General features: G+C 72.6%; 24 protein-coding genes. 15 read left to right on the top strand and 9 right to left on the bottom strand.

What is annotated here, in order from left to right:
• Positions 1 to 582: 582 nt before the first annotated feature.
• A complete protein-coding gene (locus BXA10_RS14380) occupies positions 583 to 927 on the bottom strand; it encodes a hypothetical protein (RefSeq protein ID WP_076470824.1) in 345 nt (114 codons plus the stop codon).
• 651 nt (positions 928 to 1,578) lie between these two features.
• A complete protein-coding gene (locus BXA10_RS14375) occupies positions 1,579 to 1,995 on the bottom strand; it encodes a hypothetical protein (RefSeq protein WP_076470823.1) in 417 nt (138 codons plus the stop codon).
• A gap of 221 nt (positions 1,996 to 2,216) precedes the next feature.
• Between BXA10_RS14375 and ssd the strand changes: the two genes are divergently transcribed.
• The 8 genes from ssd (at position 2,217) to BXA10_RS14335 (ending at position 8,336) form a co-directional block, all read left to right on the top strand.
• A complete protein-coding gene (ssd, locus tag BXA10_RS14370; protein WP_076470822.1) occupies positions 2,217 to 3,317 on the top strand; it encodes a septum site-determining protein Ssd in 1,101 nt (366 codons plus the stop codon).
• Positions 3,314 to 4,522 (top strand): TadA family conjugal transfer-associated ATPase, encoded by a 1,209-nt coding sequence (locus BXA10_RS14365; RefSeq protein ID WP_076470821.1) that lies wholly within the window; start codon positions 3,314 to 3,316, stop codon positions 4,520 to 4,522. The genes ssd and BXA10_RS14365 overlap by 4 nt, the downstream gene beginning before the upstream one ends.
• A complete protein-coding gene (locus tag BXA10_RS32175) occupies positions 4,519 to 5,745 on the top strand; it encodes a hypothetical protein (protein WP_245828242.1) in 1,227 nt (408 codons plus the stop codon). Before BXA10_RS14365 ends, BXA10_RS32175 begins: the two co-directional genes overlap by 4 nt.
• Positions 5,745 to 6,596 (top strand): type II secretion system F family protein, encoded by an 852-nt coding sequence (locus BXA10_RS14355; RefSeq protein WP_425436066.1) that lies wholly within the window; start codon positions 5,745 to 5,747, stop codon positions 6,594 to 6,596. Before BXA10_RS32175 ends, BXA10_RS14355 begins: the two co-directional genes overlap by 1 nt.
• A 65-nt stretch (positions 6,597 to 6,661) precedes the next feature.
• The gene (locus BXA10_RS14350; RefSeq protein WP_208418639.1) at positions 6,662 to 6,790 is read left to right on the top strand and encodes a DUF4244 domain-containing protein; all 129 of its coding nucleotides are present in this window, start codon (positions 6,662 to 6,664) and stop codon (positions 6,788 to 6,790) included.
• Positions 6,790 to 7,158, top strand: a complete 369-nt coding sequence (locus BXA10_RS14345) for a TadE family type IV pilus minor pilin (RefSeq protein WP_175649211.1) — start codon at positions 6,790 to 6,792, stop codon at positions 7,156 to 7,158. The genes BXA10_RS14350 and BXA10_RS14345 overlap by 1 nt, the downstream gene beginning before the upstream one ends.
• A 116-nt stretch (positions 7,159 to 7,274) precedes the next feature.
• Positions 7,275 to 7,664, top strand: a complete 390-nt coding sequence (locus tag BXA10_RS14340; protein ID WP_076470859.1) for an Rv3654c family TadE-like protein — start codon at positions 7,275 to 7,277, stop codon at positions 7,662 to 7,664.
• A 15-nt stretch (positions 7,665 to 7,679) separates the two neighbouring features.
• Positions 7,680 to 8,336: a hypothetical protein gene (locus BXA10_RS14335; protein WP_139337996.1), complete on the top strand. Its 657-nt coding sequence runs from the start codon at positions 7,680 to 7,682 to the stop codon at positions 8,334 to 8,336.
• Positions 8,337 to 8,459: 123 nt separating this feature from the next.
• On the opposite strand, the gene BXA10_RS14330 is transcribed toward BXA10_RS14335, so the two are convergent.
• Complete coding sequence (locus BXA10_RS14330) at positions 8,460 to 9,038, bottom strand: LURP-one-related/scramblase family protein (protein WP_076470817.1); 579 nt, start codon at positions 9,036 to 9,038, stop codon at positions 8,460 to 8,462.
• Between the two features lie 128 nt (positions 9,039 to 9,166).
• Positions 9,167 to 11,527, bottom strand: coding sequence for a DEAD/DEAH box helicase (locus BXA10_RS14325; RefSeq protein ID WP_076470858.1), 2,361 nt, complete (start codon positions 11,525 to 11,527; stop codon positions 9,167 to 9,169).
• A gap of 170 nt (positions 11,528 to 11,697) precedes the next feature.
• Between BXA10_RS14325 and BXA10_RS14320 the strand changes: the two genes are divergently transcribed.
• From BXA10_RS14320 to topA, 6 genes are all read left to right on the top strand, one after another.
• The gene (locus BXA10_RS14320; protein WP_076470816.1) at positions 11,698 to 12,054 is read left to right on the top strand and encodes an STAS domain-containing protein; all 357 of its coding nucleotides are present in this window, start codon (positions 11,698 to 11,700) and stop codon (positions 12,052 to 12,054) included.
• The gene (locus BXA10_RS14315; protein WP_076470815.1) at positions 12,051 to 12,488 is read left to right on the top strand and encodes an ATP-binding protein; all 438 of its coding nucleotides are present in this window, start codon (positions 12,051 to 12,053) and stop codon (positions 12,486 to 12,488) included. Before BXA10_RS14320 ends, BXA10_RS14315 begins: the two co-directional genes overlap by 4 nt.
• Positions 12,489 to 12,798: 310 nt before the next feature.
• Positions 12,799 to 15,159 carry a sodium-translocating pyrophosphatase gene (locus tag BXA10_RS14310; RefSeq protein WP_076470814.1) on the top strand — a complete coding sequence of 787 codons (2,361 nt, stop codon included), beginning with the start codon at positions 12,799 to 12,801 and terminating at the stop codon, positions 15,157 to 15,159.
• Positions 15,160 to 15,260: 101 nt separating this feature from the next.
• The gene (locus BXA10_RS14305) at positions 15,261 to 15,803 is read left to right on the top strand and encodes a hypothetical protein (protein ID WP_076470813.1); all 543 of its coding nucleotides are present in this window, start codon (positions 15,261 to 15,263) and stop codon (positions 15,801 to 15,803) included.
• Entirely contained in the window at positions 15,794 to 16,615 is an 822-nt protein-coding gene (locus BXA10_RS14300; RefSeq protein ID WP_076470812.1) for a hypothetical protein, read from the top strand. The genes BXA10_RS14305 and BXA10_RS14300 overlap by 10 nt, the downstream gene beginning before the upstream one ends.
• Before the next feature lie 440 nt (positions 16,616 to 17,055).
• Positions 17,056 to 19,887 carry a type I DNA topoisomerase gene (gene topA / locus BXA10_RS14295; RefSeq protein ID WP_076470811.1) on the top strand — a complete coding sequence of 944 codons (2,832 nt, stop codon included), beginning with the start codon at positions 17,056 to 17,058 and terminating at the stop codon, positions 19,885 to 19,887.
• A 58-nt stretch (positions 19,888 to 19,945) separates the two neighbouring features.
• On the opposite strand, the gene BXA10_RS14290 is transcribed toward topA, so the two are convergent.
• The 4 genes from BXA10_RS14290 to BXA10_RS14275 all read right to left on the bottom strand — a co-directional run bounded on the left by BXA10_RS14290 (position 19,946) and on the right by BXA10_RS14275 (position 24,506).
• Positions 19,946 to 20,446 (bottom strand): GbsR/MarR family transcriptional regulator, encoded by a 501-nt coding sequence (locus tag BXA10_RS14290; RefSeq protein ID WP_076470810.1) that lies wholly within the window; start codon positions 20,444 to 20,446, stop codon positions 19,946 to 19,948.
• Between the two features lie 148 nt (positions 20,447 to 20,594).
• Positions 20,595 to 22,226, bottom strand: coding sequence for an ABC transporter permease (locus tag BXA10_RS14285; protein WP_076470809.1), 1,632 nt, complete (start codon positions 22,224 to 22,226; stop codon positions 20,595 to 20,597).
• Positions 22,223 to 23,122, bottom strand: coding sequence for an ABC transporter ATP-binding protein (locus tag BXA10_RS14280; RefSeq protein ID WP_076470808.1), 900 nt, complete (start codon positions 23,120 to 23,122; stop codon positions 22,223 to 22,225). Before BXA10_RS14280 ends, BXA10_RS14285 begins: the two co-directional genes overlap by 4 nt.
• A gap of 70 nt (positions 23,123 to 23,192) precedes the next feature.
• Positions 23,193 to 24,506: a D-arabinono-1,4-lactone oxidase gene (locus BXA10_RS14275; RefSeq protein ID WP_076470807.1), complete on the bottom strand. Its 1,314-nt coding sequence runs from the start codon at positions 24,504 to 24,506 to the stop codon at positions 23,193 to 23,195.
• Between the two features lie 225 nt (positions 24,507 to 24,731).
• Between BXA10_RS14275 and BXA10_RS14270 the strand changes: the two genes are divergently transcribed.
• Positions 24,732 to 25,307, top strand: a complete 576-nt coding sequence (locus BXA10_RS14270) for a TetR/AcrR family transcriptional regulator (protein WP_076470806.1) — start codon at positions 24,732 to 24,734, stop codon at positions 25,305 to 25,307.
• A 71-nt stretch (positions 25,308 to 25,378) separates the two neighbouring features.
• Here BXA10_RS14270 and BXA10_RS14265 read toward each other — a convergent pair whose 3' ends face one another.
• Positions 25,379 to 26,587: an amino acid deaminase/aldolase gene (locus BXA10_RS14265; RefSeq protein ID WP_076470805.1), complete on the bottom strand. Its 1,209-nt coding sequence runs from the start codon at positions 26,585 to 26,587 to the stop codon at positions 25,379 to 25,381.
• Positions 26,588 to 26,721 lie beyond the last annotated feature (134 nt).

The raw sequence follows: 26,721 nt of genomic DNA, 5'->3' as shown, positions 1-26,721 counted from the left end.
TGCGTCGACTGGCCCGACGCGGCGAGGCTCTGCACGTAGTGCGCCTCGGCCTCGGCCCGCCACGGCTTGTACTGATCCTCGGTCATCGGCTTCAGCCGTACGTCCGTCATGATCGACAACCTACCGAGTCAACAGCACCCGCGCGCACTCTCAGTGCGGGGGCCGCCAGTCCTCGGCGACCCTGGCGTTAGAAGTCGGCGCGGGATGAACGAGTAGTGGCCTCTGCCAAGACGGCCGCCAGGCGGCCGACTGTCACCCGGCTGTAAAGCCCCCTCGCGGCTTAGGGTTCAAGCCTCAGCCTCGCCAGAGTCCGTGCCCGATCCGTGCCCGATGCAGCGGTCGACATCGGTCAGCGGAGGTCCGCCGCAGCGCTCGGTCGGGCCGTCCAGGAATCCACGACCAGCCGGCACCAGGAGCGGGGGGTCGCGAATCAACCCGATTCCCAAGCTGACCGTCGTTCTACGGCCCACAGCCAGAGGGCTAGCGCCACGAGTGCTCGTGACCGCCGAGTCGGCCGAGCGTCACGTCCTCATCTCGGCTTTGCAGCAACGCGAGAAGTCGGTTTCCCATGAGCAGGTGCGATCACGCGGTCCGGCGTTCCCGGACCGCGGCCAGCACTGTCACGACGAGCGCGACCACCAAGGCGGCCAGCTGGAGCACCGTGCCCCACATGCGGCCGCCACCGGCATCGAGGTTATCCGCCGTGTTCGGTGCGAGCGCGCCGCCGACCAGCAGGAACAACGCTATCGCGGCCGGCAGCAGCAGCGCCCACCACCGCCGCCACAGGAGGCAGACGGCCGCCGCGACGACGAGGATGATGGCCCCCGGGGGTACGACCGGATAGTCGGCGCCGGCGGCAATCTGGATACCGATCCCGACGGCGGCGAGGAGGAAGGCAACGGCCGCGCTGAGGCGAGTAGCAGTCATGGATCTCAGGCTGTCGCGCCGACCGGTGCTAGTCGTCCGCTACCGAGCGACCATCGCGCTACGCAGATCTACGTACGGTCGATACCAGACTGCGCGGACGAGATGACATTTGCCGGCACTGGGCTGACAACCACGACCAGGCTCCCCGCAGCGGTGATGGGCCTGGATCGCCAGCGGAACGGCTGCCGACAGCAGCGCCGCCGGACGGCGGCACACTGACGAGCGCCGGCGCGGATGAAGGTCCGAGCGTGCAGCCGTCGCCGGACGCCTGTGGACGCGACGCACGGAGCTTGTAAGCGAGACGTCGAGGCCGGCCGGAGTCAGCAGCGAGTCAGCAAGCAGCTCGCCGCGAAACGATGGCGGGCGGAACGAGCAACACGCCGGCCGAGCGTGAGCGCACCCGATGGCGTTTGTTGACACTCTCTGACAGCGGCTACCAGGCTCCCCCGACGGGGGTCGTCCCTTTGCGCATCGAGCACTGCGGCGCAGGTCACAGTCCCCCTCGTCTTCGTAGCGGGCATTCTCCGAGGGCATTTCCCCGCCCCGAAGCAGCAGAGAAGCAGCGGAGCCATCGAAGGCGGCCAAGACGCGGGCGGCGTAGTCGTCCGAGGTTACGTGTAACGGTTGGATGGGTACTGCGGCGGTGCCGGGTCACGAGCCGGTCAGTCGGCGGTGGAGCAGGTGGGTACCCAGGCTGACCACCCCGCCGCCGGCCGCCGTGCCTATCAGCACCAACGTCGCGCCTACCGCCCATAGCCCGCTGCCATCGGTCGACGCCGCCTGCACGGCCCAGGGAACCGTGAAGGCGACCGCCATCACCGGCGCGACCAGCCAGGGGCTGAGCCACCAGCCACCGGCGGCGGCGACCACGGCAAGTGTGAGCACGCACCCGGCCACCTGCCACACCGCGTACGGACCGCTGACCGCGCCGGTCTGCGGGTCGGTCTGGTAGCCGGTGTTCCAGCTCAGCCAGGCGAGCCAGGTGCCGACCGTCGCCGCGGCCAGGAGCAGGCTGCCGAGCAGGGTCAGTGGTGCGCCGGACAGTCCCAATCGGAGATGCGTAGTCATGGTTCCCGATTCTCAACGGCCACGCCGGCCTGCGCGATCGGTAGGTGACCGGCCGCAGCGGCCAGCACGACGGCCGCACCTGTAGCAGATCCACCGCCGGGGGCGGGCGTTGTCCACAGGCGGCGTGGTTGTCCACAGGAGACCACCGTGGGGCGGCCGGCGGCGCGGATCGGGAGCAGGGTCTCGGGCAGCACTTCGAGCCCTGACCGCTGGAGGCCGCGATGCCACCCCGTACCTCCGTCCCGTCGCCCGGCCGACGCCCGCTGGTCGTCACCGGCGACGGCGACCTCCTCGACGACCTGCTCCGGCTCGCCGCCGCCGGCGGTGCCGAGGTGGAGCTCGCACCCGATCCGGCGGCCGCGCGCACCCGCTGGCTGCCCGCACCGCTCGTGCTGGTCGGCGTCGACCAGGCACAGCCCTGCCTGCGGGCCCGGCTGCCGCAGCGCCCCCGCCTGGTCCTGGTGGGCCGCTCCGGCGAACTCGACCCCGGCTGGCAGGTCGCCGAGCTGATCGGCGCCGAGCACGTCGCCACCCTGCCGGCGGCCGAGCCGTGGCTGGTGGACCGCTTCGCCGAACACGGCGCCGACCCGCCGGTGGCCGCCGCCCGGATCGTCGCGGTGCTCGGCGGGCGGGGCGGTGCCGGCGCGAGCATCCTGGCCGGCGGGCTCGCGGTAACCGCGGCCCGGGCCCGCCTGCGGACCCTGCTCGTGGACGCCGACCCGCTCGGCGGTGGGCTCGACCTGATCCTCGGCTGGGAGCAGCTGGACGGGCTCCGCTGGCCGTCGCTCACCGACGCCGACGGCCGGGTCGACGCTCCCGCGCTGGTCCGGGCCCTGCCCCATCGGGGCGACCTCGTGGTGCTCTCCTGGGACCGGGGCGAGCTGCTCGCACTGCCGGCCCCGGCGATGGCGGCCACCCTCGACGCCGCCCGGCGCGGACGCGACTTCGTGGCCGTCGACCTGCCCAGGCAGCTCGACGACGCGGCTGTCACCGCGTTGCAGGCCGCCGACCGGGCGTACCTGGTCGTCCCGGCGGAGCTACGTGCCACCGCGGCGGCGTCCCGGGTCGCGGCAGCCGCCGCCCTGCACTGCACCGACCTCGCCGTCATCGTTCGCGGGCCGGCCCCGGGGCGGCTCCGGGCCGACGAGGTGGCACGGGCACTGGGGCTGCCGCTGGCCGGCACGCTCCGCCCCGAGCCGGCGATCGTGCGGGGGCTCGAACGCGGAGAGGCGCCGGCTGCCACGGGGCGCGGCCCGCTGGCCGCGCTCTGCCAGCGGATCGTCGCCGAGCTCACCGGCGCACCCGCGGCCGGTGCGGCATGACCGGCACGTCGGACGACGGTCTTCCCGCCCGGGTACGGCAGCGGATGGCCTCGTCCGCGACTCCGGTCACCCCGGCCGCGATCGTCTCCGCCGTACGCGCCGAGTCCACCGCTGCGGTCCTCGGCGACACCGCGGTGCTGCGGATGGCCGACCGGGTACGTGACGAGCTGGTCGGCGCCGGTCCGCTCGCTCCGCTGCTGGCCGACCCGGACGTGACCGACGTGCTGGTCAACGGCGTCCGGGTCTGGGTAGACCGGGGGCAGGGTCTGCACCAGACGGCGGTACCGCTCGGCTCGGTCGACGACGTACGCCGGTTGGCACAGCGGCTCACCGCGAGCGCCGGCCGGCGGCTGGACGACGGCTCCCCGTACGCGGACGCTCGCCTCGCCGACGGAACCCGGCTGCACGCCGTACTGCCGCCGGTGGCGACGGACGGCCCGTACCTGTCGCTGCGCACCTTCCGGCAGCGACCGTTCACCCTCGACGAGCTGGTGCAGCACGGCACGGTGGCCCGATCGGTCGCACCGGTGCTCTCCGCCGTGGTGGCGGCCCGGCTGGCCTACCTGGTGACCGGCGGCACGGGGTCCGGCAAGACGACGCTGCTCAACACGTTGCTCGGGCTTGTACCGGCAACCGAGCGGATCGTGCTGGTGGAGGACGCCGCCGAGTTGCGGCCACGGCATCCGCACGTGGTGGGGCTGCAGGCCCGCACCGCCAATGTGGAGGGCTCGGGCGTGGTCGGGCTGGCCGACCTGGTCCGTCAGGCCCTGCGGATGCGACCCGACCGGCTGGTCGTCGGGGAGTGCCGGGGCGGCGAGGTGGTGGACCTGCTCGCCGCCCTGAACACCGGCCACGACGGCGGTGCCGGGACGCTGCACGCGAACACCCCGACCGACGTGCCGGCGCGACTGGAGGCGCTGGGGATGCTCGGTGGGCTGCCACGTGCCGCACTGCACGCACAGGTCGCCGCCGCGCTGCAGGTGTTGTTGCAGGTACGCCGCAGCGATCGAGGGCGGGTGCTGGAATCCGTCTGTCTGCTGCTGCCCGAGGGCCCGGACCGGTTGGTCACGGTGGTGCCCGCCTGGGTACGCGGGCGTGGCCCCGGCCCGGCCGCCCGGGCGCTCGCCACGCTGCTGCGGGAACGGGACGTACCAGTGCCGCCGATCCTCAGCGAGCCCTGGCCCGGATCGGCGGGGCCGGCATGAGCCCGGCAGTTTGGTCGACGGCGACGACGGCGGTCCTGCTGCTGGTGGCGGCGGTGCTGGTCGGCTGGCCGCTGCGTAGCGCCCGGTCTCGCCGCGGTGCGGTGATGACGGCGATCGGCGGCTCGGCCCGGTCCCGCCGCCGGTCGGCCGACGAGGCTCTCATCGCCTGGGTCACCGAACTGAGGCGTCCCCTCGACGATCCGTCCGGATCGCCCGACGCCCGACCCGAGCGGACCGCCCACGCCCCGGTAGAGCACGGCGGCGCTCTTCCAGCCGGGTCGAGCCGAGGTTCGTCGGTCGGTCCGGCGCGCGCCGCCGCGCCGGACCGGCCGCAGCGCGTGGGCGTCCTGCGGAGGCAGCCGACCGACGGCGCAGCCCCCGTTGAAGCCGGCGCTGGATGGCCGGTCACCCGGGACGTCGCCCCGGGAGCGCCCGGACCGACCGGGCAAGGGCCTGGGCCGGGGCGAGCACCCGGACCGACCGGTCCGCCCGGCCGGCGGGACGGCAGAGCCCCGGCCGGGCTGGGCGGGACGCCGGTCCCGAGCGTCACGGTCCAGCGCGAACGGGTCGCCGATCCGTCGACGAGCAGTGGTTCCGGGAGACTGGGGTTCGCGCTGGGCCGGGCGCCGAGGCGCACGCTGCTCCTGGCCGGGTTGACCGGCGCCGGTCTGGGCGGGCTGCTCGGCGGCCCGGTCGCCTCCGTGGCGCTCGCGACGTACGGCATGTTGGGGGTGCGCGCGGCGATCCGCTGGAAGTCGACGCGCCAGGTCGAGCAGGCTCGACGCCGCCGGCTGGACCAGCTCTGCGGGTTCGCGGCGGACCTGCGGGCCGGGCTTCCGGTGCCGGCGCTGGCCGATCCGCAGGAGCAGCCGGACGAATCGGATCGGCTGCGCCGGCTCGCGTCCGCTGCCGTACGGCTCGCCGATCGCACCGGTGCACCGCTGGCCGATCTGGTGGAGCGGATCGAGTCAGACGCCCGGTCGGTCGACCGGGGGCTGGCCGCCGCAGCCGCGCAGGCGGCGGGTGCCCGGGCCACCGCCTGGTTGCTGGCGGGTCTCCCACTCGGCGGTATCGGGCTCGGGTACGGCATCGGGGTCGATCCGGTCCACGTGCTCCTGCACACCCCGGTCGGGGGCGTCTGCACGGTGCTCGCCGTCGGGCTGCAGGCCGGTGGGCTGTTCTGGGCCGAACGCCTCAGCGCCGCACCGGCTCGGGCCGCCTGATGTCCCGGGCCGTCCTGGCCGCCGGTTGCCTGGCCGCGGCGGCCCTGCTGTTGGCGGCGACGAGCGGTCGCCGCCCCTTGCACCGGCTGCGGTCGCTCCGGAACTCCCGCCAGACCGGCCCGGCACCTGCCGGCGAGGAGTCGGCCGCCAGCCGGTGGTGGTTCGGGCTCGGGCGGCCGGTGCGGGGGCACGACGACGTCCCATCGGGCGCGGGCCGCCCGCCGGGCGACGGTGACGGACCTGGCCGGACCGGCCGGCGCCCCGACCTGATCCGGCTGGCCTCGGCGCTGGGCGGGGCGGCGGTGGCCGTGGTGGCCGGTGGCTGGCTCGGCCTGCTCGGCGCGGTACCGACCGCGGTCCTGCTGGACCGGCTGCTACGGCGGATCGAGCCGCCCGCGGCCCGTGACCGTCGGCTCCGGGAAGCCGCCGACCTGCCACTGGCCGCGGACCTGCTGGCTGCGGCCATGCGCGCGGGCGCTCCCGTGGACAGGTCGGTACTGGCGGTCGCCGAGGCGCTGGACGGCCCGCTCGCGGTCCGGCTCGGGCGGGTCGGTCGGACGCTACTGCTCGGCGGTGGCCCGGAGGAGGCGTGGTCGGCCCTCGACGGGGTGCCGGGGGCGGAGCGGGTGTCGGCCGCCGCGTACCGGTCGTCGAACAGCGGAGCAGCGCTGGCCGGCGCGCTGACCCGGCTCGCCGACGACCTGCGCGCCGACCGGGCCACCGCGGCCGAGGCGTCGGCCCGCCGGGCGGGCGTACTCATCGTGCTGCCGCTGGGGCTCTGCTTCCTGCCGGCCTTCATTCTCGCCGGCCTGGTGCCGGTGATCGTCGCCGTTCTGGGCGACGTGCTCTGAGAACCATCGAGGAAGGGGTACGGAACGTGCGTAAACTGCTCGCCCGCCTGCGCGGGGACGCCGGGATGAACACCGCCGAGTACGCCGTCGGCACACTCGCGGCGGTTGCCTTCGCGGGCATCCTGCTGAAGGTGCTGACGTCCGGGAACGTCCAGTCCGCGTTGACGGCCGTCATCGACCGGGCGCTCAAGTGATCCGGCGCCGGCTGGCCGGTCGTGACCGGGGTTCATTCACCGCCGAACTGGCGGCCGGCCTGCCGGCGCTGCTGCTGCTCCTGCTCGCCGGGCTGACAGCCGTCAACGCGGTGAGCACCCGGGCGGGCTGCCTGCACGCGGCGCGGGAGGCGGCGTTGGCTGCCTCCCGCGGCGAGGACGGCCCCGCGGCCGGTGCCCGAGCCGCGCCGGCCGGGTCGGAGATCACCGTGTCGACCGGCGACGGGCAGGTGCAGGTGAGCGTACGGGCACCCGTCCGCGCACTCGGCGCTCGACTGCCCCGGATCACCGTGACCGCGACCGCTGTCGCCGCCGTCGAGCCCGGTGCGGCCGCGGCGGCGCCGTCGTGAGCGGCGCGAAGCGGCCGGCGGACACGGATGCCCACCGGCGGCGCGCGCCGCACCGAACGGTCCCGGACACCGCGCCGGGGCAGGTGGCCACCGGCCGGGTCCCGGGGACGAGCGGGTTGGGCCCGGTCCGACGCCGACACCCACCAGCGGTCACGGCGTCGGATCGCGACCGGGGAGGCGCGAGCGTCTGTCTGCTCGCCGTCGGCCTGGTCTTCGTGATGGTCGGGATGTTCGGCGCGGCGGTGGGCGCCGCGCGGACGGCACGCCAGCAGGCAGCGGTGGCGGCGGACCTCGGTGCGCTGGCCGGTGCCGGGCGAGCGCCAGCCGACGCGGAAGCGGCCTGTTCGGCGGCGGCCGAGATCACGGGGCGCAACGGTGGGCGACTCCTGGACTGCCGGCTCGACGGTCTCGATGTGGTGATCACCGCCGAGGTCGGCGTCGCCCTGCTGCCCGGCCTGACCCGGGTCGCCACGGCCACCGCGCGCGCCGGCCCGCTGCGGAGCTGACGTCCGATGTGCCGCATGGCAAACGAGCCGTGCACCAGCGCGATCGCACCCACTACGATCGTCGATGAACGGGGGTGTGACGTGCACGAATGCGACGCGTCGATCGGCCTACGTGATCATCGTCCGCTCGGTCCGGGCCGATGGTTGGTGCTGCTGCTGACCACGGTCGGCATCGCGGTGGTCCTCTGGGTGGGAGTCCGCTGGAACCTCTCGAGCGAGAGCGTCCTGGCGTTCTATGTACGAATCGGCGTCGCGGTCTGGATCTTCATGATGCTGGTCTTCGCCCTGTGGCTGGCCGTCAACCGGACCGGCCAGCCGACTGGAAGAGGGAAAGAGCCCCAGCCTGGCATCCCCCGCCGATCGGGGCGGTACGCCGCCGATCTCTGCCCACACGGCGTCACCCTGTTCGCCGGACGGGGCCCACTGCTGCCCTGGTCACACGTCACCGCCATCCAGGTCTATCCCACAGGTACTGGCCGGGGCGGGGCGGTCGCCGCGCGACTGAGTTCGTTCGCCGAACCCACGGGCCTGCCCGCCGTCGCACGGATGGTCACTGACGGCTCGGTGCCCGCCGACCCGAACCTGTTCTGGTTGGGGCATGTCAAGAATGCCGCCGACGCCGACCGGGTCCGCACCCGGACCAGCCAATGGCGAGACCGCACCTCCCGGTGACCGGCGCGCCGATCGTGGGTGGACCCGTCCAGGCAGCGGCAGCCAGGCTGGTCTGAGTGACGGGACGGTAGGCGCCGCCCCGGAACGCCGTTCACGAGCGGCGACACCGGGGCGGTACCGGCGTCAGCGCGCCTGAAGAGCGTCCAGGGCGATGGCCATCGCGATGACCAGTCGGCGGTCGATCTGCGGGTGCTGGATCTCGACCACGTACCGGTCGCGCAGCCCCCACTTCTTCACCACGGAGAAGACGGGCTGACCGCCGGCGGTGAAGTCGAAGTGGTACGGCAGCCAGGAGAGCGAGTCGACGAAGCGCCGCAGCAACGCCACCGGCAGGCTCCGCTCCTGCCCGGTGACCTCGGGCAGCCCGGCCTGCTCCACGTGCCACGTGGAGCGCAGCAGGGACTGCGCGAAGTTCTTGCGGAACAGGCCGACCGGGTTGCCGGCCGCGTCGGTGACGTCGTACGTGGCACCGAGGTCGAGGGCCTGACGGGCCTTGAAGCCGAGGACGGGCTGCTGCTTCGAGTCGTCCGTGTAGAGGGTGACCTGCTCCTTGAAGGCGAGGCGCTTCTGCTGGGCGAAGGCCAGCAGTTGCCCCTCCGAACCGTCCGGCGCCACCGCGAGGACCTCGTACTGGTTGACCATCAGCCGCACCCGCTGGCGGATGTGGAAACGCTGCTGTGCCTGCAACATGTCGGGCTGCATTGTGTTCTCCTCGATAAGGGTCGCCGGAGTGTCGCACACCACAGCGCTCCCGCATCGGCCCGGCTCAACGCGCCAGCGGTGGAAGCCCCGCGCCGGCACGTCCGGTGCGGGCCGTGCTGGGGACGCGATCAGGACGGCAGGTTGGCCAGCACCACGTCCAGCACTCGGACGGCGTCCGCCTTCGAGAGCGGGTTGTTGCCGTTGCCGCACTTGGGCGACTGCACGCAGGACGGGCAGCCGGTCTCGCAGGCGCACTCGGCGATCGCATCGCGGGTGGCCCGCAGCCAGGTCGCGGCCGTGCCGTACGCGCGCTCGGCGAAGCCGGCCCCGCCCGGGTGCCCGTCGTACACGAACACGGTGGGCGCCTCGGTGTCCGGGTGCAGAGCGGTGGAGAGCCCACCGATGTCCCAGCGGTCGCAGGTGGCGATGAGCGGCAGCAACCCGATAGCCGCGTGCTCGGCGGCGTGCAGCCCCCCGGGCACGTCCGACGGCTCGACGCCGGCCGCCGCCAGCGACTCCGGCGAGAGCGTGAACCAGACCGCGACCGTACGCAGCTCGCGGGCCGGCAGGTCCAGCGGCCGAGTGTCGATCACCTCGCCGGTGGCGATCCGCCGCCGCTGGTACGACACCACCTGGCTGGTCACGTCCACCTCGCCGAGGAACATCCCGACCGGCCCGGCGTCCACGTACGAGCGCACCGACACGACGGAGACGTCGGTGACGTCGCGGGCATGGGTCGACCAGTCGGGTTCCTCGGCGTGGACGAGCGCGCACCCGTCGGCCAGGTCCAGCTCGTCCACCACGTACGAGACGCCCTGGTGCAGGTAGACCGCACCGGGGTGGAGCAGGAAGTGTGACGAACCACCATCCACCGTGCCGAGCAGCCGCCCCGTGGCCGCCTCCACCACGACCACCGGCGCTCCGCCCTCGCCCCGCAGGTCCACCTCGGGCCGCTCCCGGTGCCGCCAGTACCAGCCGGTCGGGCGTTGCCGCAGCGCGCCGGCCGCTACGAGCTGATCGACCGCCTCCTTCGCCCCGTCGCCGAACAACGCCAGGTCGGCCGGAGTGAGTGGTGCCTCGGCCGCGGCGCAGGCGAGTTGCGGCGCGAGGACGTACGGGTTGGCCGGGTCGAGCACGGTCGCCTCGACCGGCCGCCCGAAGACCGCCTCCGGGTGGTGCACGAGGTAGGTGTCGAGGGGGTCGTCCCGGGCCACCAGCACGGCCAGCGCCTCCTGTCCGGAGCGCCCGGCCCGACCGGCCTGCTGCCAGAGCGAGGCCCGGGTGCCCGGGTAGCCGCAGATCAGCACCGCGTCGAGGCCGACCAGGTCGACGCCGAGCTCCAGCGCGTTGGTGGAGGCCAGCCCGAGCAGGTCGCCGTGCAGCAGCGCCCGCTCGAGTTCCCGCCGCTCCTCGCGCAGGTAGCCGCCGCGGTAGGCGGCCACCCGATCGCCCAGACCGGGGACCGCCTCGTCCAGTGCCCGCCGGGTGTTCGCGGCCACCACCTCGGCGCCCCGGCGGGAGCGGACGAAGGCGAGGGTGCGTACGCCCGCGGCGACCGTGTCGGCGAGCAGGTCCGCGGTCTCCCGCAGCGCGGACCGGCGTACGGGTGCGAGGTCCGCCGCGTCGGAGGACGTGTCGGCGGAGGGCAGCAGCGGCGGTTCCCAGAGCGCGAAGGTCACCCCGCCGCGGGGCGACGTGTCCTCGGTGACGGCGGCCACGGGCAGGCCGGTGAGCCGCTCCGCCGCGGTCGCCGGGTCACCCGAGGTCGCGGAGGCGAGTACGAAGACGGGGGTACTGCCGAACCGGGCGCACTGCCGCCGCAGCCGGCGCAGCACGTGTGCGACGTGCGAGCCGAACACGCCCCGGTAGGTGTGGCACTCGTCGATCACCACGTACGTCAGCCGGCGCAGGAATCCTGACCACTGGGCATGGCCGGGGAGGATGCCGTGGTGCAGCATGTCCGGATTGGTCAGCACGAACCGGGAGTGCCGCCGGATCCACTCCCGCTCGGCGCGCGGGGTGTCCCCGTCGTAGCAGGCGGGGCGTACCCCGTCGAGTTCCAGTTCGGCGACGGCGCGTAGCTGGTCGGCGGCGAGCGCCTTGGTCGGCGCCAGGTAGAGCACGGTGGCCCGGGGGTCCGCGAGCAGGGTGGCGAGAGCCGGCATCTGGTACGCCAGGGACTTTCCGGACGCGGTGCCGGTGGCGACGACCACATGCTGGCCGTCGTACGCCAGGGCGGCCGCCTCGGCCTGATGCCGCCAGGGCGCGGTCACCCCGCGCCCGGCGAACGCCGCCCGCAGTTCCTCCGGGACCCACTGCGGCCACGGCGCAGGCACGCCCGGCCGGGCCGGTACCCGTTCGACGTGGGTGACCGGGTCGACGTCGGCGCGGGTGCGCAGCCGGGCCAGCAGGTCGGCCGGCGCGTGCCCAGGAGGAGCTGCGGATACCCTGGCGGCGGTCGACGGCTCCAGGTCCTGGCGCGACGTCAGCCGCGCCGAGGTGAAGCTGTCGTAAGTCACGGGGAAAACTCTCGCACTGGTGTTCGGAGATGAAAAGTCCGGGGCCAGGGTATGGGGGAGGCCCCGCCGTCGACCGCTGCGTCTTCCGGCGGTAGTGGTTAGATGCCCAGGAGAGTTTACGGCTCTTGCGAGGAGGACAGATGGAGCTGTCGCTGGCGACCCGGGCCGTGGGGGAGCACACGGTGCTCGAGGTCGGCGGTGAGGTGGACGTCTACACCGCCCCCCGGTTGCGCGAACGGCTCCTGGAACTGATCGACGGTGGTGCCCGGCACGTGGTGGTGGATCTCGGACGGGTGGACTTCCTCGACTCCACCGGCCTGGGGGTGCTGGTCGGCGCGCTGAAGCGGCTGCGCGCGGCGGGTGGCAGCTTCGCGCTGGTCTGCGACAAGGAGCCGTTGCTCAAGATCTTCCGCATCACCGCGCTGGACCAGGTCTTCCCGCTGCACCCGACGGTCGACGCGGCGATCGCCGCCGACTCGACGGGTGCCGGCGCGTGATGGCCACGGTCCGGCTCTCCTTCTCGCCGGCACCGGTGCACGTGCGCACCGCTCGCCTGGTCGGCGTCGCGGTCGCCCGCCGGGCCGGCGTCCGCGAGGACCTGCTCGACGAGGTACGTCTCGCCATCGGTGAGGCGTGCACCCGGGCCGTCGCCCTGCACCGGCAGTACGGCCTGCACGATCCGGTGCTGGTGGAGATGTCCGACTCCGGGCAGTACGCCGTCCGGGTCGTCGACCGGGCGCCGATCGAGGCGGGTATCGGTCTCGCCGCGCTGCCCCCGGACGAGTTGGCCAACGAGGCGCTCACCGACGAGGCGCTCACCACCGGCGTGGGCTTCGCCCTGCTCGCCGGTTTCGTAGAGGACCTGCAGGTGCGTCCCGTCGACGAGGGCGTCGGCACCGAGGTGCGCATGGTCTGGCCGGTCGGCCGCTGACCGTTTCCGTCCACACAGGCCGCGCCCATCGGGCGCGGCCTGTTCCGCATGGACCGGCTCCTATATCAGATTCTCTCTCATAACACAGCGACGAAGATCATCGACATGGGGTGGACCCTGCGTGTGACCTCGGACACTGCGGAGGGCTACAGTACCCGGGTTGTCAGCAAGTGATCCATCCCGCAGCCAGCGGGAACGGGTGTTCAACGCTGGTCCGTTGGGTGGGGTCGGCGCGCGCTTGCGAGTCCGCATTAGGCGCCGGGTGGTGCGTCTCCACCGACCGGTGCGTGTTCGGTACAGGAGGACACAGATGTCCGAGACCTTGGCCGCCGAGGGCGGCGGGCTTTCCCTTACCGGAGCCAATGTCACGTACGTCGTCATCGCCGCGGTGATCGCGCTGGTGGCGCTCGTCTTCGCCGCCGCCCTGACCAGGGCGGTTCTGGCGGCCGGCAAGGGCACCACCAACATGCAGGAGATCTCCGGCGCGGTCCAGGAGGGCGCCTCGGCGTACCTGCTCCGGCAGTTCCGGACCCTGGCGATCTTCGTCGTCGTCGCCGTCGTACTGCTGTTCCTGCTGCCGGTGCACGACACCGACGGCAGCGAGACCGCGGTGAAGATCGGCCGCTCCGCGTTCTTCGTGGTGGGCGCGCTCTTCAGCGCGTTCATCGGCGGCGCCGGTATGTGGCTGGCCACCCGCGCCAACCTGCGGGTCGCCGCCGCCGCCCGGGAACGGCAGGGCGGCCGCGAAGCGGCCATGAAGATCGCCTTCCGGACCGGCGGCGTGGTCGGCTTCCTCACCGTCGGCCTCGGCCTCTTCGGTGCGGCGCTGGTCGTGCTGATGTTCCGCGGCGACGCCCCGACCGTGCTGGAGGGCTTCGGCTTCGGCGCCGCGCTGCTGGCCATGTTCATGCGGGTCGGCGGTGGCATCTTCACCAAGGCCGCCGACGTCGGCGCCGACCTGGTCGGCAAGGTCGAGCAGGGCATCCCGGAGGACGACCCGCGGAACGCCGCGACCATCGCCGACAACGTGGGCGACAACGTCGGTGACTGCGCCGGCATGGCCGCCGACCTGTTCGAGTCGTACGCGGTGACCCTGGTCGCCGCGCTGATCCTCGGCCGGGCCGCGTTCGGCGAGCAGGGTCTGGTCTTCCCGCTGATCGTCTCCGGCATCGGCGCGGTCATCGCGATCATCGGCGTCTTCATCACCCGGCTGCGGGCCTCGGACCGTTCCGGCCTGACCGCCATCAACCGGGCTTTCTACGCCTCCGCGATCATCTCCGCGATCCTGGTGGCCGTCGCCACGTACGCGTACCTGCCGGCGACCTTCGCCGAGCTGGAGGGCGGCCTGACCGACGTCAGCCAGAACCCGCGGGTGGTGGCCATCGGCGCCGTGGTGATCGGCATCGTGCTGGCCGCCGCGATCCAGGCGCTGACCGGCTACTTCACCGAGACCAACCGGCGTCCGGTGCAGGACATCGGCAAGAGCTCGCAGACCGGTCCGGCCACCGTCATCCTCGCCGGCATCAGCATCGGCCTGGAGTCGGCGGTCTACTCGGCGCTGCTGATCGGCGCCGGTGTGTTCGGCGCGTTCCTGCTCGGCGGCAGCTCCATCACGCTCTCCCTCTTCGCGGTCGCCCTGGCCGGCACCGGTCTGCTCACCACGGTCGGCGTGATCGTGGCGATGGACACCTTCGGCCCGATCTCCGACAACGCCCAGGGTGTCGCGGAGATGTCCGGCGACATCGACGAGCACGGCGCGCGGACGCTGACCGAACTGGACGCGGTGGGCAACACCACCAAGGCCATCACCAAGGGCATCGCCATCGCTACCGCGGTGCTCGCGGCGACCGCGCTCTTCGGCTCCTACACCGACACCCTGCGCCTCGCGTACGCGGACGCCGGGGTGGGCGACGTCGGCGCCGAGATCCTCAACTCGCTGAACGTGGCGAACCCGCGGAACCTCGTCGGTCTGATCATCGGCGCGGCGGTGGTGTTCCTCTTCTCGGGGCTCGCCATCAACGCGGTCTCCCGCTCGGCGGGCGCCGTCGTCATGGAGGTTCGCCGTCAGTTCCGTGAGCTGCCCGGGATCATGGACCGGACCCAGCGGCCCGAGTACGGCAAGGTCGTCGACATCTGCACCCGGGACGCGCAGCGCGAGCTGATGACCCCGGGCCTGCTGGCCATCATGGCACCGATCGCTGTCGGTTTCGGCCTCGGCCCGGGCGCGCTCGCCGCGTACCTGGCGGGCGCGATCGGGGCCGGCACGCTGATGGCCGTCTTCCTGGCGAACTCCGGTGGTGCCTGGGACAACGCGAAGAAGCTGGTCGAGGACGGCGCGTACGGCGGCAAGGGCTCCGAGTCGCACTCGGCCACCGTCATCGGCGACACCGTGGGCGACCCGTTCAAGGACACCGCCGGCCCGGCGATCAACCCGCTGATCAAGGTGATGAACCTGGTCTCGCTGTTGATCGCGCCGGCCGTGGTGGCCTGGAGCATCGGTGACGACAAGAACACCGGCCTGCGGATCGCCATCGCGTTGGTGGCGTCGCTGGTCGTCGTCGTGGCCGTGGTGATCAGCAAGCGCAAGGGTGTGGCGATGTCCGATTCGGACGCCGGTGACGGCACCGGGTCGGGCAGCGCCGAGCAGCGGCCGGAGACGGTTCCGGCCTGACCCCTACCGCACCGGGTGACCCCGGTCGGCGTCGCACGCCGGCCGGGGTCACGCAAACCTGAGCGGTGCCTGCGTTCGACGAAGGTCGTACGCTGCAACGCATGCGTACGTGCCGGGCGACTGCCGCCGGAAAGCTCACGGTGGTCCTGGCCACGCTCGCCCTGGCGGTCGCCGGGTGCGGCGGCGGCCCCAGTCCCCGCGCCTGGGCGTCCTCGGTCTGCTCGGCGCTCGCCCCGTGGCGGTCGGAGATCAGCCGGTTGACCAGCAGCACCGACCAGCAGATGACGGCGCAGACCACTCCGGCGCAGGCCAAGGAGAACCTGGTCCGACTCTTCGACGGCGCCGAGAACGCCAGCGAGACGGCCCGGCGCCAGGTCGAGGAGGCGGGTGTGCCGGAGGCCGAGCACGGCGAGGAGATCTCCGCCGGCTTCCAGAGCGCGCTGGGGCAGATGCGGGACGCGTACGGCCGCGCGGCGGACACCATCGAAGGGCTGAGCACCGGCGAGCCCACCGTGTTCTACGACGGCGTGCGGGCCGCGGTGGAGACGCTCAACAAGGAGTACGACGCAAGCACGCTGGACACGAGCCGCCTCAACTCGGAGGAGTTGAGACAGGCCTTCGACGAGGTGCCGGAGTGTCGCTGAACGGGCTCGGCGAACCGTCGGGGACGCAGCAGCCCCCGACGCTCTTCCCGGTGCCCGAACCGGTGCCGCCGCGCCCGAGCCGTCGCCGTGTGCCGCGTCCGCCGGAGGCCTCCGGCGACTCCGCCGACTCCGGCGCCGGTACGGGTGATCCGGGGGCCGGCGCGGCCGGTGCGGACTCCGGGGGCGGGCCGACCAGCGTTCGCGCGCCGGCGCGCTCCCAGCCGGTGGACGTCGACGAGGCGGGGCGGCAACTGGTCTTCTTCGGCGCGGAGACGGTCGAGCCGACCGTGGCCGACCTCGCCGGCCTGCTCGCCGGCCCCGGCGAGGTCGTACGGATGGGTGGCACCGCCCGGCTCTCGATGGTGGTGGACGCGCCATGGCGGGTGCACGTCCTGGTCGCCGAGCTGGCCCAGCGGGGAATCGCGGCGAGTTGGGAGCCGACCGAGGACGAGCGGCATGCGGTACGCACCTCGTACACCCGGATGCTCAAGCCCCTCGCGGTGGCGTGGCTGCGCGGGGCGACGAAGCGGCCCCCGGCCGGGTTCCACCTGAACGGGCGGCGGCTGCGGCTCTGGCTGGCCGCCGCGGGAGAGGTCGACCTGCCCGGGTGCCGGCTCAGCCTGGGCGCGGCGGACCAGGAGTGTTGGGATGCCGTCGGCCGGGCGCTCGCCGCGGTCGGCCTCGCCGGTGAACTGCTCGATCCGGCAGCGGGCGGGCCGGCCTACCTGATCACCGGCCGTACGCGGTTGCGCCGCCTCGCCGAACTGGTAGGCGAACGCCCACCCACCGCCCCACCCCCCACCTGGCCCTAACCCTCCCAACCCCCCGCCCCCACCCCGGCCGTGGGCACGCTTTCACGGAAAGAGTGGCCATCCAGCGCACGGAGGCCACTCTTTCCGTGAAAGAGGTCCCTCGCGGGGGTGGGGGGGCGTAGCGCCCGGGGCGGGGGTGAGGGGGTGGGGTGTGTCTGGTGGCGGACATGGGGTGGGGGAATACTGGCGGAAAACGGGCAGTTGGTACTTCGGTCGAGGGCCCGCCATCATCACAGTGACCCGCTCGAGGCCCTACCCACGGTGTACGGTGGCGCCGTCCGGCACATCCGGCCCCACGCCGGAGTGGTTTGCCGCCCGCGAAACCCGAAACGCGGACGGCGCGTTACGTTGGACATCCGGACCGCCGGGGTCCGGCGGGTCGAACACGGCCTGAAACGGGCACCCAGCGGTCACGAGCAGGAGTTAGGTCAGGGAGAGACGTGCCGAGCAACGCGGGAACCACCCGTCTGGTCATCGTCGAGTCACCGGCGAAGGCCAAGACGATCTCGGGCTACCTCGGCCCGGGGTACGTCGTGGAGGCGAGCTTCGGCCATGTCCGGGACCTTCCGCGCAACGCCGCCGACGTACCGGCCAAGTACAAGGGCGAGCCGTGGGCGCGGCTCGGGGTGGACGTCGACAACGGCTTCCACGCCCTCTACGTGGTCTCGGCCGATCGCAAGCAGCAGATCAGCAAGCTGACCAAGCTGGCCAAGGAGGTCGACGAGATCCTCCTGGCCACGGATGAGGACCGCGAGGGCGAGGCGATCGCCTGGCACCTGGTGGAGACGCTCAAGCCCAAGGTGCCGGTCAAGCGGATGGTCTTCCACGAGATCACCAAGCCGGCCATCCAGGCGGCGGTGGCGAACCCCCGCGAGATCGACCGGGACCTGGTCGACGCGCAGGAGGCCCGACGCATCCTCGACCGCCTCTACGGCTACGAGGTCTCCCCGGTGCTGTGGAAGAAGGTCATGCCGAAGCTCTCGGCGGGCCGGGTGCAGTCGGTGGCGACCCGCATCGTGGTCGAGCGGGAGCGGCAGCGGATGGCGTTCCGCACCGCCGAGTACTGGGACATCCTGGCCACGCTGGCCGTGGCGAACGCCGGCGAGGGTCCGCGTACGTTCCACGCCACTCTCATCGCCCTGAACGGTGACCGGGTCGCCGCCGGTAAGGACTTCGAGCCGACCACCGGTCGGGTGAAGCCTGGTGCGGGCGTGGTGCACCTGGACGAGAGCGGTGCCCGGGGCCTGGCGGCCCGGCTGGCGGACCGCCCGTTCACCGTCACCCGGGTCGAGGAGAAGCCCTACCGTCGTCGCCCGTACGCGCCGTTCATCACCTCCACCCTCCAGCAGGAGGGGGCCCGCAAGCTGCGGTTCTCGTCCCAGCAGACGATGCGCGTCGCGCAGCGGCTCTACGAGAACGGCTACATCACCTATATGCGTACCGACTCGGTGAACCTGTCGGAGACCGCCATCTCGGCGGCCCGCCGGCAGATCGTCGAGCTGTACGGCGAGCGCAGCGTGCCGCCGGAGCCGCGTCGCTACACCGGCAAGGTGAAGAACGCCCAGGAGGCGCACGAGGCGATCCGCCCGGCGGGGGACAACTTCCGTACCCCGGGCGAGGTGGCCAAGGAACTGTCGGCCGACGAGTTCAAGCTCTACGAGCTGATCTGGCGGCGCACCATCGCCTCGCAGATGACCGACGCGGTCGGCTCCAGTGTGTCGGTGCGGATCCGTGCGCTCTCCAGCACGGGCGAGGAGGCCGACTTCGGCGCGACCGGCAAGACGATCACCGACCCGGGCTTCCTGCGGGCGTACGTCGAGTCGAGCGACGACGAGAACGCCGAGGCCGAGGACGCCGAGCGGCGCCTGCCCACTCTGGTCAAGGACCAGCCGCTGACCGCCGACGAGCTGGCCGCGCAGGGCCACCACACCCAGCCGCCCGCCCGCTACACGGAGGCGTCGCTGGTCAAGGCGCTGGAGGAACTGGGCATCGGCCGGCCCTCCACGTACGCGTCGATCATGCAGACGATCCAGGACCGCGGCTACGTCTCCAAGCGCGGCCAGGCGATGATCCCGTCCTTCCTGGCGTTCGCGGTCATCGGGCTGATGGAGCGGCACTACCCGCGCCTCATCGACTACGACTTCACGGCCAGCATGGAGAACGAGCTGGACGAGATCGCCGGCGGAGACCACGCCGCCGTCGACTTCCTCACCTCGTTCTACTTCGGCAGCACGAACGGCACCGGCGACCAGGCGATCGCCCACGCGGGTGGGCTGAAGAAGCTGGTCACCGAGAACCTCAGCGAGATCGACGCGCGCAGCGTCAACTCGATCCCGCTCTTCGCCGACGACGAGGGCCGGGATGTGGTCGTCCGGGTCGGCCGGTACGGCCCGTACCTCGAGCGGCGGGTTCCGGGCGAGGAGGCCGTCACCGCGCCGGTGGAGGGCGAGGAGGGCGCCGCGCACGGGGACCGGGCGCCGATCCCCGAGGGCCTGGCGCCGGACGAGCTGACCCCGGAGAAGGTGCACGAGCTCTTCCTCGGCGGCGGCGGTGAGCGCAAGCTCGGCGACGACCCGGCCACCGGCGAGCCCATCCTGCTCAAGGCCGGGCGGTTCGGCCCGTACGTGGCGAGCGGTGAGCGCAAGTCGTCGCTGCTGCGTACGCAGTCGCCCGACTCACTCACGTTCGAGCAGGCGTTGCAGTTGCTGAGCCTGCCCCGGCTGGTCGGTACCGACCCGGAGGGCAACGAGGTCTTCGCCAACAACGGCCGCTACGGCCCGTACGTCAAGCGCGGTGACGAGTTCCGCTCGCTGGACTCGGAAGACAAGATGTTCACCGTCACGCTCGACGAGGCGCTGGCCCTGCTGGCCGCTCCGAAGACCCGCCAGCGACGGGCCGCCGCGCCCCCGCTGCGGGAGCTGGGTGCGGACCCGGCGACCGATAAGCCGCTGGTCATCAAGGACGGCCGGTTCGGCCCGTACGTGACCGACGGCGAGACCAACGCGTCGCTGCGGCGCGGCCAGACTCCCGAGGCGCTCACTCTCGAGGAGGCCTCCGAGATGCTCGCGGAGAAGCGGGCGAAGGGGCCGGCGCCACGCAAGAAGGCGGCCGCCAAGAAGGCTCCGGCGAAGAAGGCCGCAGCCAAGTCGACGACTGCGGCGAAGAAGACCGCGGCGGCGGCGAAGTCGACTGCGGCGAAGAAGACCACGACGGCCAAGGCCACCCCGGCCAAGAAGGCCGCTCCCAGGAAGGCCACGGCTGCCCCGGAGTAGCCCGTCGAGGCGGGGCGCACGAGCCGGCTGGTGCCGGGCGGGCGCTCCGCGCCGCGGATCAGACGGGCGGTCGCCCTTCCTGTCGATCTGCGCGCATCTTCTCCCACCGCTCCGCGGCCGCGCTCATCTCCGCTTGGACGAAGAGGAAGAAGTCGCGTAGCCCGGCGAGCCGGGCACCAGCCGGGGACGCCTCGTCACCGACCGCCAGCACGCCTTCGTGTACGACGTCGGCGAACCTCGTGTAGATCCCGCTGCGGATCATCGAGGTGTAGGTGGTGGACTCGGCCGCCTTGTAGAGGTCCCGTCGAGACCCGGGAGCCGGCTCGCGTACCGCCATGCCGACGTGGATCAGGTAGCGCACCGCCCCGGAGACCGCGGCCGGGCTGACCCCTAGCCGTTCGCTGATCTGAGCTGCGGTCAGCCCGGGCTCCTCAGCGACCATCAGCGCTGCGAGCACGCGCGACGGCATTCTGGGCACACCCATGTCGCTGAAGGTGAGAGCGAAGTGCTCGATGAAGCGCCGTACCGCTTCCTCGTCGCGCTGGCCTGCGGGTTGCATCTGCCTATCTTTCACTACTTTTTGAAACTGCCGTCGCGGCGGTCCGGAACGGCTCGCCGGGCGGGCGGCCGCCCGGACTGGTTCGGATGGCCGCCGGCGCGGCCGGTTCCGAGCCGGCCGCGCCGCAGGCGGGTCGCACACCACGCTCTCACCCGACGAGATCACGTCTGCGGAAGGTGGCCAGGCCGGCCAGGCCGAGTGCCAGCGCGGCGGCGGACATCGCCACGATCGGTGCCGCCGTGGCCTCCGCCGGTGCTGACGGTACGTGGCTGAACGGCGAGATGGCCCGCACCGTCTCGGGCACGCCGAAGAGCGTGCCGTACGGGCCCAGTACGAAGCTGAGGGCGAAGGCGAACCAGGTGAGCCCCATCGAGATCCGCGGCACGAGCGCGAGCAGCGCCACGGCGAGCCCGGCCAGGGTCAGCACCGCCGGCAGTTGCAGGTACGCCGTGGCGGCCAGGTGCCGGATCTGGCCGCCGAGGTGGCCGGCGCTGGCGCCGTACACCAGGCCGATCGTGACCCCGGCGAGCCCGAGCATGGCCACGGCGCCCGCGGTGGCGACCACGACGTGGCCGCCCAGCCAGGCCAGCCGGCCCGTCGCGGTGGCGAGCACCGCCTCGACCCGCCCGCTGGACTCCTCGGCGCGCGCCCGGAGCAGTGCCTGAACCAGGTAGCCGGCGACCAGCACGGCGATCGTCGCCATCATCGCGGCGAAGAAGGAGTCCATCGCCTCGTGCCCGCCGCCACCGGCGAGGTCGTCGAGCCTTCCCCGGACGTTCTCGTTCGTCATCAACTGGTCCTGCACGGCGTTGCCGATCGAGCCGACGACCAGCCCGAACGCGACGATCGTCACGGCCCAGCCGCACAGCGTGCCGCGCTGCAGCCGCCAGGCCAGGCCGAGCGGACCGAGCAGCGCGGCGGACGCCCGGGTCGGTCCGGGCCGGTCCGCGAGCAGGCCTGTGCCGACGTCGCGCCGAGCGGCCAGGGCGAAGGCCGCCGCCGTCGTGATCGCGAAGCACACGAGCGGGAGCGCGAGGACCCACCACCGGTCGCCGGCGAACGGTCGCAGTTGCAGGGTCCAGCCGATCGGGGAGAGCCAGGAGGGCCAAGCGCTGGTCATCGTGTAGCCGTTCGGCTGGACGTCGCCGAACGCGTCGGCGAGGCCACGGATCAGGTACGCCGTGCCGACAGCCGCGGCGGCCATCCCGTTGGCGGCGCGGGCGCCCTGGGTCAGCTGTGCGGCGACGGCCGCGATCCCGGCGAAGGCGATGCCGGCGGCGCCGACCCCCGCGCCGGCGGCGAAGGAGCCGCCGGCCGGTTCCCCGTTGCCGGCGAGGGTGAGTCCGATCAGCGCGGCCAGCGCGAGGTTGGCGCCCACGACGACGGCCAGCGCGGCAGTCAGGCTCGCCTGCCGTCCGACGGCCGTCGCGCCGATCATCTCGGTACGGCCGGTCTCCTCGTTCTGCCGGGTGTGCCGGACGACGGCGAGGGTGCTCATGAAGCCCGCCATCAGCGCCAGGATCGCCAGGATTCCGAAGACGGTCATCTGGCCGTCGCTGGTGCCGGTGGGGGCGGCCCGGAAGATCAGCAGTCCGGGCGTCTCGACGGCCACGCGCAGGACGGCGAGGCGGTCGGCCTCGGTCGGGTACTGCGTGCCGATCGCCGATGCGGCGAAGGCACCGAGCGCGGCGATGCTCAGGATCCAGACCGGCAGCTGCACCCGGTCACGTCGTAGCGCGAGGCGGGCCAGCCGGGCGGTTCCGGTGCGGGAGCTGCTCATCGCGCGCCCACCAGTTCGTCACCGTAGTGACGCAGGAAGATCTCCTCCAGTGAGGGTGGGGCGCTGGAGAGGGTGCGGACGTCGAACTGGGTCAGGTAGCCGAGCACCCGGTTGAGCTCGCCGCTGTCCACGGCGAAGGTCGCGTGGGTGGCCGCGACGTCGACGTCGTGCACGCCGGGCAGGTCCGTCAGCCCGGTGATGGGACGCGTCGCCTCGACCGAGACCGAGGTGCGGGTCAGGTGGCGCAGTTCGGCGAGGGTGCCCGTCTCCACCGTGCGGCCCTGCCGGACGATGCTCACCCGGTCGCAGAGCGCCTCGACCTCGGAGAAGATGTGGCTGGAGAGCAGGACCGTCCGGCCGCGCCGCGTCACCTCGCGTACACACTCCTGGAACGCCGCCTCCATCAGCGGGTCCAGCCCCGAGGTCGGCTCATCGAGGATGTAGAGCTCGACATCGCTGGCGAAGGCCGCGACGATCGCCACCTTCTGCCGGTTGCCTTTCGAGTACGTCCGCGCGCGCTTCGAGGGGTCGAGCTGGAAGCGCTGGATCAGCTCGTCCCGGCGGCGCTTGTCGAGGCCGCCCCGGAGCGAGCCGAAGAGGTCGATCGCCTCGCCACCGGTCAGGTTCGGCCAGAGGTTCACGTCGCCCGGCACGTACGCGAGGCGTCGGTGCAGGTCCACCGCGTCCCGCCACGGGTCGCCGCCGAGCAGTTCGACCGTTCCGGCGTGTGCCCGCAGTAGGCCGAGCAGGACCCGGATGGTGGTGGACTTCCCGGCGCCGTTCGGGCCCAGGAAACCGTGCACCTCGCCGGTGTCGACGTGCAGGTCCAGTCCGTCGAGTGCGCGTACCCGGCCAAAGGTCTTCACCAGGCCGGAGACATTGATGGCGCTAGTCATGCCCTGGACGCTACGCCTGTTTCACAGAATCGTGAATTCTCTGAAGCGTATAAAACGCGTGAAAAATTTGTCAGACGCCGAGCACTCGGATCAGGTGGGGGTTGGTGAAGACGCGGTCGGGGTCCAGGCGGTCGCGGACGGTGCGGAAGTCGGCCCAGCGGGGGTACGCGGGAGCCAGCGACTCCGCGTCGCGCCAATGCAGCTTGCCCCAGTGCGGCCGGCCGCCCAACTCGGCGGCGATCCGTTCGAAGGCGGTGAAGTACGGCTCGTACGGCATGCCGACGTACTGGTGGATGGCCAGGTAGGCGGAGTCGCGGCCGTACCCGTGCGACAGCCAGATGTTGTCGGCGGCGGTGAAGCGCACCTCGACCGGGAAGAGCACCTTGAACGGCAGCCCGTCGACGATGCGCCGCAGTGCGGCGAGCGCCTCGCCGAGCGCGGCGCGGGGTAGGCCGTACTCCATCTCCACGAAGCGGACCCGGCGCGAGGTGCAGAAGACCGCGTCGGAGCGCCCGGTGTACCGGCGCTCGGTGAGGGCGCGCGCGGAGATGGCGCTGATGGTCGGAGCGAGGGCCGGCACGGCTCGGCCGACCCGGCACGCGCCCGCGAAGACGGTGTTGGAGAGGAACTCGTCGTCCAGCCAGCCGCGCAGCCGGGACAGCGGTCGGTCGTCGGCCGGCACCCGGTCGTTCGCCTTGACCTGCACCCTCGTCGTGTACGGGAACCAGTAGAACTCGACGTGGTCGTGCCCCTCGATCAGGGCGGGCAGCTCGGCCAGTACGTCGTCCAGGGGCGCCGGCCGCTCGTGCGCGTGCAGCACGAACGCGTCCACGCAGCGCAGCGTCACCTCGACCAGTACGCCGAGCGCGCCGAGCGAGACCCGGGCGGCGGCGAAGACGTCCGGGTTCTCCTCGGCCGAGCAGCGCAGCACCTCGCCGGCGCCGGTGACCAGGGTGATCGCCTCGACGAAGGTGGCGAGGCAGCCGTGCCCGGCACCGGTGCCGTGCGTGCCCGTGGAGATCGCCCCGGCGACGGTCTGCGCGTCGATGTCGCCCAGGTTGGGCAGCGCGAGTCCGTGCCGGGCGAGCAGGTCGTTGAGCGCGTGCAGCGTCATCCCCGCCGGTACGGTGACGAGCCGCTGCGCGGCGTCCACCCGCACGCCGGTGTCCAGCGCGCTCAGCTCCATCCGCCGGTCGTCGGCGAGGGCGATCGGGGTGAACGAGTGCCCGCTGCCCGCGACCCGGATCCGCCCGCCGGCGTCCCGGGTGGCGAGAACGGCATCGACGATGTCGGCGACTGAGCCGGGGCGCAGGATGATGGCGGGACCGCTCTGGTTGCCGGCCCAGTTGGACCAGGGTTCGGTGGAGGGTGCGGTGCCGGCCATGCGCGCTCCTCGATATGAATATGAAGTGACTTCATATCAGGAACGTTGTCGCTGGTAAATACCGCAACTGAGGTCCGCTCGTTGTACCGGTAGTCACGGGCTCGTGACGTGCAGATATGTTCATCCGTCGAAGGGGGGTGGCGCCGAGTGTCCACACCAGCCGCCACGACCGGGCCGCTGCGCCGCGTACCGGTGCAGGGTCGAAGTGTCGCGCGGGTCCAGCGGATGCTGGACGCCTGCGCCGAACTCGTCGACGAGGTGGGGTACGAGGGGCTGACCACGACCTTGCTCGCCGAGCGTGCCGAGGTGGCGATCGGGTCGGTCTACCAGTTCTTCCCGGACAAGCGGGCGATCGTGCAGGCGCTGACCCTGCGCACGATGGAGTCCTACCTCCAGCGGCTCGACGAGCGGTTCGCCTCGGACGACCTGACCCACTGGTGGGACGGCGTCGACGCGAGCATCGACGAGTACATCTCGATGCACCGCACCGTTCCCGGATTCCGTACCCTGCACTTCGGCGACGTGGTCGACCTGCACCTGCTCGATGAGCAGCGGGACAACAACGGAGTGATCGCGGACCAGTTGGCCCGGGTGCTCACCGAGCGCTTCGGGCTCACGGACGTCCCCGAACTCCGCTTCCACCTGGAGGTCGCCGTGGAGACGGCCGACGCGCTCATCAAGCTCGCGTTCCGGCGCAGCCAGGAGGGCGACGACCGGGTGCTGGCCGAGGCCAAGGCGCTGATCCGGGAGTACCTGCATCGCCAGGTCGACGCCGCGACCGACGGCGCCCGGACCAACTGAGCCGACCGGTCGGCCCGATCGGTAGAGAATCGACGGGCGGGGTGGCGCGTGGTGCGCGTGGCCAACCCGCGTCAGAGGAAGGCGTGCCCCTCGCCGCGGTAGGTGGGCACCGTCGCGACGATCGACTCGTCCTCGATCAGGTGCAGCTCGTTGACGTGCTCGCACAGCTCGCCGGCTTTCGCGTGCCGGAACCACACCCGGTCGCCCACGCGGAGCCTGTCGGCTGCGCCGCCGGCCAACGGCGTCTGTACCTCGCCCGCGCCCTCGGGACCGAGCAGTTTCAGCCCGGCCGGCAGGACCGGCCGGGGCAGCCGGCTGGCCGCGGCCTGGCCGGAGGCGATCCAGCCGCCGCCGAGCACGGTGGCCAGGCCGGGGGCAGGCCGACGCACCACCGAGCAGGCGAAGTAGGCCGATGGGGTGGGGCGCCAGGCGCGGTACGCGTCGAAGAGCGTCGGGCCGTACAGTCCCGATCCCGCGGTGACCTCGGTGACCGCGGGATCGGCGCTGGTCGCGGCCACGCTGCCGGTGCCACCGCCGTTGACGAACTCCAACTCGGCGTGCTCCCGTACGGCCGCCACCGCCGCGCCCCGGCGGGCGAGCAGTTCCCGGTACGAGCCGCGCTGGGCCAGCCGGATCGCCTGGCCGAGTACCGCCTGCCCGGGTGGCGCGTCGCCGAGACCGGCGATCTGCGCCTCGTACGCCATGAGACCGACCAGCCGGAACCCGGCTCGCCCGGCGACGGTGGCGGCGAGAGCGCCGGCCGCCTCGGCACCGTGCACCGGGGAGCGTCGTACGCCGATGTGCACGCGCCCGCCGAGCGGTCGCCAGGAGGCGTCGAGTTCGAGGCAGGCCCGCAGTTCGGGTCGGCGGTCGGCGGCGCGGACGCCGTCGATCAGGTCGAGCTGGTCGGGGCTGTCGATCATCAGCGTGATGGCCGCGGCGAGATCGGCGTCGCCGGTCAGCGCGAGCAGGGCACCCCGGTCGGCGGTCGGGTAGGCCACCAGTACGTCGTCGCAGACACCGGCCCGGACCAGCCAGATCGCCTCGGGCAGGGTGAACGCCATCACGCCCCGCCAGCCTGGCCGCCGCAGCGCACGGGCGATCAGCTCTCGGCTGCGTACCGACTTGCTGGCGAGCCGGACCGGCTTGCCGGCGGCGAGGCCGACCAGCTCGACCGCGTTGGCGTCGAAGGTGGTCAGGTCGACCACGGCGTACGGCGGATCCAGGTGCGCGGTCGCCCGCTCCAGGCGCTCGCGAAGTTTGTCGCTTTCGATGGCCACGTGTGCACGCTAACTGTCCGGCGGTCAATGCGAAATAGCCTCGCGTCCGCCTGGCTGCGGGTCATGGTCCCGGCGGCCTAGGCTCGGCGAGCAGGAGAATGTCAGGCTGGGTCAGCAGCCCACCGGGTCTAGAG

This window comes from Micromonospora avicenniae, from assembly GCF_900156065.1.
In the GTDB taxonomy this organism is placed as follows: domain Bacteria; phylum Actinomycetota; class Actinomycetes; order Mycobacteriales; family Micromonosporaceae; genus Micromonospora; species Micromonospora avicenniae.
The sequence above is the reverse complement of the archived record's forward strand: the minus strand, read 5'-3'. Positions and strand labels throughout refer to the sequence as shown.

What these genes read in the sequence shown, in the direction of transcription:
- BXA10_RS14280 (WP_076470808.1), bottom strand. Translation starts at nt 23,122, where the DNA reads ATGACTAGCGCCATCAATGTCTCCGGCCTGGTGAAGACCTTTGGCCGG.
- BXA10_RS14290 (WP_076470810.1), bottom strand. Translation starts at nt 20,446, where the DNA reads ATGCAACCCGCAGGCCAGCGCGACGAGGAAGCGGTACGGCGCTTCATC.
- BXA10_RS14335 (WP_139337996.1), top strand. Translation starts at nt 7,680, where the DNA reads ATGGCAAACGAGCCGTGCACCAGCGCGATCGCACCCACTACGATCGTC.
- BXA10_RS14350 (WP_208418639.1), top strand. Translation starts at nt 6,662, where the DNA reads ATGAACACCGCCGAGTACGCCGTCGGCACACTCGCGGCGGTTGCCTTC.
- BXA10_RS14375 (WP_076470823.1), bottom strand. Translation starts at nt 1,995, where the DNA reads ATGACTACGCATCTCCGATTGGGACTGTCCGGCGCACCACTGACCCTG.
- BXA10_RS14285 (WP_076470809.1), bottom strand. Translation starts at nt 22,226, where the DNA reads ATGAGCAGCTCCCGCACCGGAACCGCCCGGCTGGCCCGCCTCGCGCTA.
- BXA10_RS14310 (WP_076470814.1), top strand. Translation starts at nt 12,799, where the DNA reads ATGTCCGAGACCTTGGCCGCCGAGGGCGGCGGGCTTTCCCTTACCGGA.
- BXA10_RS14270 (WP_076470806.1), top strand. Translation starts at nt 24,732, where the DNA reads ATGCTGGACGCCTGCGCCGAACTCGTCGACGAGGTGGGGTACGAGGGG.
- BXA10_RS14355 (WP_425436066.1), top strand. Translation starts at nt 5,745, where the DNA reads ATGTCCCGGGCCGTCCTGGCCGCCGGTTGCCTGGCCGCGGCGGCCCTG.
- BXA10_RS14380 (WP_076470824.1), bottom strand. Translation starts at nt 927, where the DNA reads ATGACTGCTACTCGCCTCAGCGCGGCCGTTGCCTTCCTCCTCGCCGCC.
- BXA10_RS32175 (WP_245828242.1), top strand. Translation starts at nt 4,519, where the DNA reads ATGAGCCCGGCAGTTTGGTCGACGGCGACGACGGCGGTCCTGCTGCTG.
- ssd (WP_076470822.1), top strand. Translation starts at nt 2,217, where the DNA reads ATGCCACCCCGTACCTCCGTCCCGTCGCCCGGCCGACGCCCGCTGGTC.
- BXA10_RS14330 (WP_076470817.1), bottom strand. Translation starts at nt 9,038, where the DNA reads ATGCAGCCCGACATGTTGCAGGCACAGCAGCGTTTCCACATCCGCCAG.
- BXA10_RS14275 (WP_076470807.1), bottom strand. Translation starts at nt 24,506, where the DNA reads ATGGCCGGCACCGCACCCTCCACCGAACCCTGGTCCAACTGGGCCGGC.
- BXA10_RS14305 (WP_076470813.1), top strand. Translation starts at nt 15,261, where the DNA reads ATGCGTACGTGCCGGGCGACTGCCGCCGGAAAGCTCACGGTGGTCCTG.
- BXA10_RS14320 (WP_076470816.1), top strand. Translation starts at nt 11,698, where the DNA reads ATGGAGCTGTCGCTGGCGACCCGGGCCGTGGGGGAGCACACGGTGCTC.
- BXA10_RS14365 (WP_076470821.1), top strand. Translation starts at nt 3,314, where the DNA reads ATGACCGGCACGTCGGACGACGGTCTTCCCGCCCGGGTACGGCAGCGG.